6 protein-coding genes and 1 pseudogene are annotated in these 9,461 nt (G+C 72.9%); 4 read left to right on the plus strand and 3 right to left on the minus strand.

The annotated features are described in order from the left end of the window. Positions 1 to 904 precede the first annotated feature (904 nt). Positions 905 to 1,447 (plus strand): annotated as a pseudogene (locus AB1673_16935) (hypothetical protein). Between the two features lie 171 nt (positions 1,448 to 1,618). Here the strand turns inward: AB1673_16935 and AB1673_16940 are convergent. Together AB1673_16940 and AB1673_16945 are read right to left on the minus strand one after the other, a co-directional pair. Beyond that, positions 1,619 to 2,305: a class I SAM-dependent methyltransferase gene (locus AB1673_16940; protein ID MEW6155644.1), complete on the minus strand. Its 687-nt coding sequence runs from the start codon at positions 2,303 to 2,305 to the stop codon at positions 1,619 to 1,621. Beyond that, complete coding sequence (locus AB1673_16945; protein MEW6155645.1) at positions 2,298 to 3,146, minus strand: Ig-like domain-containing protein; 849 nt, start codon at positions 3,144 to 3,146, stop codon at positions 2,298 to 2,300. Before AB1673_16945 ends, AB1673_16940 begins: the two co-directional genes overlap by 8 nt. A 192-nt stretch (positions 3,147 to 3,338) precedes the next feature. On the opposite strand from AB1673_16945, the gene AB1673_16950 reads away from it, so the two are divergent. Genes AB1673_16950 through AB1673_16960 form a run of 3 tightly spaced genes read left to right on the plus strand, consistent with a single transcriptional unit; the run spans position 3,339 to position 7,541 of the window. Beyond that, the gene (locus AB1673_16950; GenBank protein ID MEW6155646.1) at positions 3,339 to 4,427 is read left to right on the plus strand and encodes a glycosyltransferase; all 1,089 of its coding nucleotides are present in this window, start codon (positions 3,339 to 3,341) and stop codon (positions 4,425 to 4,427) included. Next, complete coding sequence (locus tag AB1673_16955; protein MEW6155647.1) at positions 4,348 to 5,598, plus strand: radical SAM protein; 1,251 nt, start codon at positions 4,348 to 4,350, stop codon at positions 5,596 to 5,598. Before AB1673_16950 ends, AB1673_16955 begins: the two co-directional genes overlap by 80 nt. Further along, on the plus strand, positions 5,595 to 7,541 hold the full coding sequence (locus tag AB1673_16960) for an NAD-dependent epimerase/dehydratase family protein (GenBank protein ID MEW6155648.1): 1,947 nt from the start codon (positions 5,595 to 5,597) through the stop codon (positions 7,539 to 7,541). Before AB1673_16955 ends, AB1673_16960 begins: the two co-directional genes overlap by 4 nt. Before the next feature lie 9 nt (positions 7,542 to 7,550). Here AB1673_16960 and AB1673_16965 read toward each other — a convergent pair. Next, a partial coding sequence (locus AB1673_16965; protein MEW6155649.1) for a hypothetical protein occupies positions 7,551 to 9,461 on the minus strand: 1,911 nt, incomplete at its 5' end.

The following is a 9,461-nucleotide window of genomic DNA, read 5'->3' on the forward strand; positions in this document are numbered from 1 at the left end:
CGTGGCCGCCCAGCGCTTCGTGCCGTTCCTGGAGTACATCCGCTTCCCCCGCTTCTGGCCCCTGGCCGCCATGGGCGTGGCCCTGGGGGCGGCTTACCCCCTGGTCGTGCTCCAGCGCTGGGCCGAGGGCCGCCAGCGCCGCCTGGCCCCCCTGTTCGGGGCGGCCACCGCCCTGGCCATGTGCGGGATCTTGTTCGCCGACCTGGCCCCCTACCGGGGTTATTACGCGTTGACCGGGCCCGACCACGGCGAGGCCCACGCCGAGATGCTCGACGCCCTGGGTTCGCTGCCGCTGGGCGAACGGGTGGCTGTGCGTTCGTTCACCGACCCCAGCCTGGCCCGGACACTGACGGCCAACGGCTGGCAGGTCTCGACAGGCTGGCCCCACGCAGCCGCCAGCCGGGAGGTCTGGCAGCTCACGGCAGCCGCCCTCGACGCCCCCATCGGTTTCCGCCATGCCGCCCTGGGCCTGCTCTCGACCGGCTGGGTCGTCTCCGAGGAACTGGGGCCTCTCGACGAGGAACCACGGCGGGTGACCGGGGTGGCCCTCGACCCCAACCCCTACGTGCGGCCCATGGTCCGGGCCTACGAGCAGGTCGTGGCCCTTGAGGACGGTTCGATCGCCCCCGAACTGGCCGTGGCCATGGCCCGGCGAAACGTGTCGGTGGTCACCGGGCTGCCCGCAGACGCCGACCTGCGGGGGCTACCGGTGGACCGGGTGGTGGCGGCCAACGCCTGCGGACCGCCACCAGCCGCCACCGAGACCGCCACCGGGGCCCCGACCGGTCCCCCGGCCAGCCCCCCCGCCGATGTGGCCGCCAACGTGGCCGTGGCGTGCTCGCTCCACCAGTGGCTGGGAGTGAGCACCAACCTGCGGCTCGTGAGCATCGACGGCGGGGCAGGAATGGTCCTGCGGGCGGCGGTCGACGGCCTGCGGGGGGTGTCGGTGCTCTTCGACCGCCTCCCGACGACCACCGAGCTGGTCCTCTACGAGCTCACCGAGGGGGGCCGGGCCCTGGGCGCCGAAGTACGGGTGGGCCGCTACAGCGGCTACGACGAGAACACCCTGTCGTCGTTCCTGTTCGACCCGGTGCCGGGGTCGGCCGGCCAGCAGTACGTGTTCATCCTGCGCTGCCCCGACTGCGGGCCCGGGGAGGAACCGCAGGTCATCGAGGTGCCGACCGAGGACGGGAGCGGCGCCGTGCTCGTGGGCGGCGAGTTGCGGCCCGGCCGGGTACTGGCGTCCACCCCTCTCTACGACCTCAGCCCGCCCCGCAACCGGGCCGCCACCCAGATCCAGTCGAGCCGGCCCCGGCCCGGCGCCTGGCGCATCCGGGTCGACGCTCCTCGGCCCGCCCTGGTGGTGGTGGCCGAGGCCGCCTTCCCGGGCTGGAGAGCCAAGGTGGACGGCCGCCCGGCCGACGTGCTGACAGCCGACGGGGCCCTGCTGGGGGTGGCCGTCCCCGCCGGGGCCCACGACATAACGTTGACCTACCAACGGCCGGCGGCATCGTGGGTCGGCCGGGCCATCACGTTCGCCACCCTCGGGGCGTGCGCCGTCGTGTTCGGGTCGGCCTGGGCGGCCCAGCGGCGGCTCCGGCGCCGCCGGGTGCGCCCGTCAGGTCCGAGCCCGGGCCAGCACCTCGACGTGGGCGCCGAAGCGCGACAGCCCGCGGGGCAGTCGTTGCTCCAGCCGGTTGAGAAGGCTCCACGTGCGCCGGCGGGCCCCGGGCAGCGCCCACGCCGCGAACGAGACCAGGCTGTGCTGGCGCCGCTCGACGACATCGAGGCCGGCCTGGTCGAGCAGGTCGACGAGATCACGGGCCGTGAAGCGCGAGTCGATGTGGACGCCGTCCCACCACGGCCAGACCCGGCGGCCGATCCTGATACCTGGGTGGTCCTCGACGGTCTCGGCGAGGACGAGGTGACCCCCTGGCTGGAGGACGCGAGCGACCTCCCGCAGGACGCCGAGCGGGTCGGGCAGGTGGTGGAGCACGTGGACGCACCACACCAGCCCGAAGGCCCCCGAGCGCAAGGGGAGGTGGGCGCCGTCGGCCACCGCCCCCCGGGCCGGGCCCCGGCGTAGCCGATCGAAGTCGGGCTCGACACCCACCGAACGCAGCCCCTGGCCCTCCATGCGGTCGAGCCAGAAGCCGCTGCCGCTGCCGAGGTCGAGCACCGGCCCGGGGGCGCCGTGGCGGGCCAGGTGGCCCTCGAGGAAGGCGTTGATCTCGGGCGGGGTCGCACCGGCGCCATCAGGACCGGCCCCCCTGGCGGCGGCCCCGGCCGGCCGGGCCTCAGTCACGGGCCAGAACGGGCTCGGCGGGCTCGGCCGCCGCCGGCAGCGGCGGTACGGGCGGGGGCCGGCGTCCCCGCACCGACAGCGAAACGGCCAGACCGGCCAGGCCCGAGACTCCCACGACTCCTCCAACCCATATCGGCAACGACCCGGAACCTCCGTCGTCGCCCTCGTTGATGATCAGCGCCCGGGGCTCGGACTCGATGGCGATCGACGGCGGCGGCTCGGCCGGCGCCTCCACCGGCGGCGCAGTCGTCGACGTGGTGGTGGGGGCGGCCGTCGTGGTGGGGGCCACTGCCGTGGACGTCGGCGCCGACCCGGCGACGGTGGTGGGGACCGAGCCGCCCGGCGGCGCCACCGTGCCCGGCACCGTGGTCTCGGGCGTCGTGGTGGTGGGGGCCGCGCCCCGCACGTCGACGCTCACCGACGACTCCCCGTAGGGGCCGAGCTGGCCCCCCGCCCCGCACACGATCACCCGCAGGGTGGCCAGACCGGGAGGAGTGAGCGACGAGTCCCACGTGAAACTGATGGAGGCGTCGAGCTGGTTCGACAGCGACCGGCTGTCGATCATCGACCCGTTGACCAGCAGCTCGGCTCGGGTCAGGCCCAGCAGCGACGTGGCTCTGGCCCGCACGGCCACCTCACCGCTCACCGACTCGCCCTGGAAGGGCGAGGAGATCTCCACGAACGCCGCTCCCAGACCCCGTGAGCAGCCACCCGTCTGAGCGGTCACCGGCGACACGAAAGCCAGACCGAGGGAGGGCGCGGCCACCACGGCGGCCACCACGGCGGCCGCCAGCCCACGCCATAGGCGGGACCGGGGACGGCGGGACGCGTCGGGGCTCACTTGCGGGGGTTCGATCTCCCTACACTATGCTCCCAGCACTTACGCGATAGGTGGGGGGTAGGGGTTGGGCGACAACTCGGTGACGAGCCGCACAACGTCGACCGGAGGGCCAGTGGCCCCCCGGACGTCGATCACACCACTCGTTCAGGGGTCTATACAGGGACAGTCGAGCGGCGCCATACTGGGCCGCTCGTGACCATCCTCGACCCCGACGAGCTACTCGACGTCGAGCTGGCGGCGGCCGTGCTCGCCGCGGGCGGCGACGGCGCGCCGACCGTCACCCCGACCAACCGTGACCTCGTCGGGGTGATCGTTCCCACCCACAACGACGGGGCAAACATCGCCCCGCTCCTCGATCGCCTCTTGGCTGAACCCCTGGTGGGTGAGGTGCTGGTCATCGCCAGCGAGTGCAGCGACGAGACCGTCCCGACCGTCCTGGAGATCGCCAACCGCAACGAGGGCAAGGTCAGGCTGTACGTGGAGGCGGCCCGGTCGGGCAAGGTGGCGGCCGTCAACTTCGGGATCCGCGAGACGGCCATGCCGGTCATCGCCGTGGTCTCGGGCGACGTGCTCCCCGAGCCGGGTGCCATCGCCCAGCTCGTAGGTGCCCTGCGGGCCCCGGGAGTGGGCATGGCCGGCGGCCGGCCCGTACCCGTCAACGACGAGAGCACCCCCATCGGGTTCGCCGTCCACCTCCTGTGGCGCCTCCATCACCGCCTGGCTCTCCACCAACCCAAGCTGGGCGAGATGATCGCCATGCGGTCCGAAGCCGCCGTCTCGCTCCCTCGCACGTCGGTCGACGAGGCCTGCTTCCAGGCCCTGATCGAGTACAACGGGTGGAAGTCGGCCTACGTGCCCGAGGCCGTCGTGGCCAACCAGGGACCGGGCTCGGTGCGGGACTTCGTCAAGCAGCGCCGCCAGGTGCACACCGGTCATCTCTGGCTGCGCCACCGCCAGGGTTACACTGTCCCCAGCCTGCAGCCCACCCTTCTCGTGTTCGAGCTGTGGCGAGACCTCGTCGAGGATCGCACCCGCAAAGAGCCCCAGCGCCTGGTGTGGACTGCCGGCGCCGTGGCCCTCGAAGCGTGGGCCCGCGTGCGCGCCCGCGGCGACTACGTGCGGGGAAGGGAGAACCATGTCTGGGAGATGGTCAAGAGCACCAAGGCTCCAGCGGCTCACGCGGACCGGGTACGCCTTGGCCATGGCCAGCTCGTGGCGAGCCAAGGGCTGGCCGAGGCTGCTGCCGATCAACGTGGTCGTCAGCACCAACTTCCGCTGTAACTTCCGCTGCCTTTCCTGCAACGTCTACGAGCGCAAGGTCACCGAGCTCACGGCCGACGAGTGGGCGCGCGTCTTCGAGTCCATGGGCCCCACGCCCACGTGGATGACCTTCAGCGGGGGCGAGCCCTTCATCCGTCGCGACCTGCCCGACATCATCCTGTCGGCTATCCACCACTGCCAGCCGGCCATCGTCAACATCCCCACCAACGGCTGGTACACCCGCCAGGTGCTGGCCGGCGTCGAGCGGATCTGCAAGTCCAGCCCTGACACCCAGCTCGTCATCAACCTGTCGTTCGACCACCACGTGCCCGAGCGCCACGATGTCCTGCGGGGGGCCGAGGGCTCTTGGAAGCGGCTGATCGCCACCTACACGGGCCTGCGGGCGCTCGACCTGCCCAACCTCACCGTCGGGGTCCACACCGTGGTGTCGGACCAGAACGAGGACGACTTCCCCGAGATCGCCCAGGGCCTGGCCCGGCTGGGAGCCGATTCCTACATCGCCGAGCCGGCCGAGGAACGGGTCGAGCTCCAGACCATCGCCACCGGCATCAGCCCCCGGGCCGCCAAGTTCGCGGTGGCCGCCGAGGCCGTGCTCGAAGTCGAGGACCAGGCCCACGGCACGGTGGCCAACATGGCCCGGGCCTTGCGCGAGGAGTACTACGAGCGCGTGACATCGTTCCTGGCCGGCGACAACGAGGCCATGCCCGTGTGCCATGCCGGGTTCCAGTCGGTCCACATCGTGGCCGACGGCGACGTGTGGTCGTGCTGCGTGCTGTCGCGTAGCTTCGGCAACCTGCGCGACAACGACTTCGACTTCCCCCGGGTGTGGTTCTCCGACGCGGCCGAGGAGTTCCGCGACTGGATGCGCGAGCGCCGCTGCGCCTGCCCGCTGGCCAACGCGGCTTACACCAACCTGCTGGCCGAGCCCCGCAGCGCAGGCCGGATCGCAGCCGGGGTGGCCCGGGGCCCGGGGCGGCGCCCGCCCGTGGGCACGGCCGCCGGCGTGGCCGGGGCCGCGGGGGCCGCCTCCGCGACGGGCCAGCCCGCCCTGGTCGCGGCGGCCCGTCACGACGGCCCGGGCGGCGAACCTCGGGGCCGCGACGAGGGGCGCGACCAAAGGGGCGACCAGGCAGGCAGCGGCGGGCAAGGCGGCACCTCAGCCCGCTCGTGATCCTGGTCACCGGAGCTTCCGGGTTCATCGGCCGCCACCTGGTCCGCGCCCTGGTTCGGGCGGACGGCGACCAGGTGCGCGCCCTGGTGCGGGGCGAGGCGGCCGCCGACGCCGTCCGCCAGGCCGCCGAGGAATCCGGAGGGGGCGTCGAGGTGGCGTTCGGCGACCTCGCCGACCCCGGTTCGCTGGCCGCCGCGGCCGACGGCTGCGGGCTCGTCTACCACCTGGCCGGGAGCTACCGGGGCTCGCCCGCCGACCTGCACAGCTCGCACGTGGCCGGCACGGCCCGGCTGCTGCGGGCCGTCGACCCCGCGGCCCGGGTCGTGCTCGTGAGCTCCACGTCGGTATACGGCTGGCACCAGCAGTACCCGGCCGACGAGTCGTCGCCGCCGCGGCCCGAGTCGGCCTACGGCTCGGCCAAGCTGGCCGCCGAACGTCTGGTGCTGGCCCGGACCACGGGTTCGGCGGTGGTCGTGAGGCCGACGATCACCTACGGTCTCGACGACACCCACGGCATGCTGCCCAGGGCCTACGCCCTCCTGCGCCGGGGGATGCGTCGCCTGCCGGGGACGGGGCGCAACCGCATCCACCTGACCCACGTCGACGACTTGGTCGCCGGCCTGCTGCTGGTGGGCACGGCCGGCGACGGGGTCTACGTGATGGCCGGCCCCGAAGCCACGCCCGTGCGCCGCATCATGGAGCTGCTGGCCCAGGGCGCGGGCCTGGCCCCGCCGTCTTTCGGGATCCCGGCCGGGGCCGCCCGGCTGGCCGCCTCGGGCGTGAGCCGGCTGTGGTCGGTCCTGGGCCGTCTTGGAGAGAGCCCCCTGACGGTCCATTCCGTCGACGTGGTCACCCGCGACCGGGCCTACTCCTCGGCCCGGGCCGAACGCGAACTGGGCTGGAAGGCCCTGGTCGACGCCGAGGACGGCATCCCCGCCGTGGGGGCGTGGCTGGCGAACGGGGAGGCCACGGGGCGCGGTGCCGCGAAGGCCGCTGGCGCGAAGGTCGCTGGCACGAAGGCCGCTGCCGCCGAGGCCGCCGACCCGGGGCCGGCCCGCAAGCCGTCGGCCGTCAGTGTCGTGTCGGGCAACGAGTCCATGGGCGACGAGAACGAACTGGGCTTCGAGTGGCGTACCTACATCGAAGACGACGACGAGGGCCTGGGCACGGTCTACGAACGGTTCGCCCTGCGCGACATCCTGCGCTCGGCGGTGGCCCGTACCGGCTCGCAGAGCGTGCTGCACGCTCCCCTGTTCGGCATGATGGGGTTCCCGGGGATCGACACCGTGTTCATGGCCCAGGACGGGCTCCGGGTGGGCCTGCTCGACTTCTGCGAGGAACGACTCGACGCCGTCGTGACGGCCTGGGAGCAGCTGGGCCTGCACCCCGAGCCGCACCTGGTCGACGGTCCCGACCCCGCAGGCTGGCCCGAGGAGCTGTCGGCGTCCTACGACCTCGTCTACAGCTTCGCCGCCTTGTGGTGGTTCGACGACCCGTGGGCCGTGCTGGCCGCTCAGAGCCGGTGGGCCGACCGGGCCGTGCTGTCGTGCGTGCCCAACCGCAACCTGTTCATCCGGGTGCGGGCCCGTTACTGGCACAAGGACCTGTTCACCCGCCTCAACCTCGAGGCCCTCGACGCCGACGCCCAAGCGGCCGCGGCCCGCGCCCTCGGCCTCGAGCCCGTCGAGAGCGAACTGTTCGACCTGCCGCCCTTCCCCGACACGTCGGTCCCCCTGGCCAAGGTGCTGCGGGCCATCCGCCGCAAGGAGGCCGACACCGAGGGCGCCTGGCGATGGTCGATGCTCTCCTACTTCCGGGGCGAGGACCCCACCATGGAGGAGCGGGTGGCCGGCTACCAGTGGTCCGAGCGGGTCATCCCGGCCCGCCTCGCCCCCTATTGGGCCCACCACCGCCAGACGCTGTTCGTGCCCCGAGGCGGCTGACCCGCCTCCTCAGCGGGGCACGAGGTGGCCCAGTTCGAGGCTCTTCAGGCACACCTGGGAACCGGGCAGCATGACTATGTAGAGCTTCTGGGCCGACGGAGCCGACAGGTCGATGACCGTGGCGTGGTCGGGCTTGGGGGCCCACATGGCGAAGCGCTGGTGGATGCCACCCCCGCCCGCAGGCTCGGTCAGGAAGCCGAACAGCTCGCGCGTCGTCGACGAGTAGCGCATGGCCACGAACAAGGGCGCCCCCGAGATGGCGAACGGCGGTGTGTAGCTGATCACCGCTCCCTGGGACAGGGCGCTCACGCACACCCCCTCGGGGGTGGACGCCGGGATGGCCTTGTCGACGGTCAGGGCGCCCATGGCGAACATAGTCACGGCGTCACCCCCCAGGGCCGGGTCGAACGCCACGGGCACGAGCGCCCCGTCGTGGCCGAGGTACATGAGGGCACGGTCGCGGGTGTCGAACTCCACCCGGTCGTCTATGACGGGCAGCACCTCGGAGTAGCTCACGTAGGGCCCGGCCCGGGGGAACACGGCCACGTCCGGCACCACGCTGTCGACCAGGGCGGTGGTCGGGAAGCGGGTCACGAGCCGGTCGAGGGCGGCCGCCGTCGTGGAGGCGTAGGCCCGGGCGTGGGGCCCCACCCAGTTCTCGGGACGGCTGATGTGACGGTGGCCCAGCAAGGAGACGGCCACGAACGCGACTGCCCCCGCACCCACCAGGGCCCGGGCCACCTCGGGCGAGAGCCGGCCCGGAGCCGGTTGCTGGGCCGGTGGGCCGGCCGGTTGCGGGGCCGCCCGTAGGGACTGGTGCCGTAGCCGCATCAGGGCAGCCACCGACATGGCGGCCAGGAACGTGGCCTCCAGGTTGTAGAAGAGGATGAAGGCGGTGGTGCGGGCGCTGAAGAACCCGATGCGGGTCAGCCCGATGAGGGCGGCATTGGCCAGGAAGCCGGCCGCGAAGAAGGCGTAGACCCGGCCCGCGCCCCGGTAGCGGCGGGCGCCCCACACGGCCAGGGCCACGAGCACGACTTGGGCGACCGCGCTGAGGGCCACCGACAGGGTGTCGTCGCGAGCGAGCAGCAGGCCGAAGAAGCTGGGCGTGACCACCCGGAACCACAGCGTCCACAGGTAGGCGCCCAGTTGGCCCACGGAAGGTTCGTAGATCTGGCCGCCCTCGTCGTAGACCCGCAGGTACACCACCGCGTAGGCCAGGACGGGTACGGCGTAGGCGGCCCACACCCTCCACTCCGAGAGAGCCGCCCGCACGTTCTCCGAGACGGTCCGGCCCCGGTCGAGGACCAGGACCCGCAGCAGGACGATGTAGAGGGGGATGAGGGCGGGCTTGACGTAGAACATCAGGGCCGCGCCCATCGACAGCACCGAGACGGCCAGGGGCACCCACGAGCGGGACCGGTGGAAGCGCAGGTAGCCGGTCAGCGAGACGAACGTGAAGAACGTGGCCGGCAGGCGGTCGAGGCCCGACGACCACCACTGGGCCACGCCCAGGTGCACGGTGGAAGCGCCGTAGAGGAGGGTCAGCACTATGACACCCGGTCCTGGCCGGTACAGCTCGGCCAGCAGGCGGTGCAGGGCCACCAGGGTGGCCGCGAAGCCCAGGGCCATGAGGGCCACGGCCCACGGGAAGCTGAGCCCGAACGTGTTGAAGAACAGCCAGTCGCCCAGCACGTGGCCCGGCCCGAAGTGGGCCGACGTGGGTGCGGTCAGGTGCGCCAGGGTCAGGTCGTTGACCTGGGCCTCGCGGAAGTTGATGTAGTCGTCGGAGTAGAACCCGCTGGAGGACGCGAAGTAGGCCACCGATACGGCCGGGACGGCCACCGCGGCCAGCAGGAGCCGGGCCCGGGCCCCGGCCCGAACCGGCGGGGAGGACGGCGGGCGGGACGGCGGGCGGGA

This window comes from Actinomycetota bacterium, from assembly GCA_040754375.1.
In the GTDB taxonomy this organism is placed as follows: domain Bacteria; phylum Actinomycetota; class Acidimicrobiia; order Acidimicrobiales; family AC-14; genus JBFMCT01.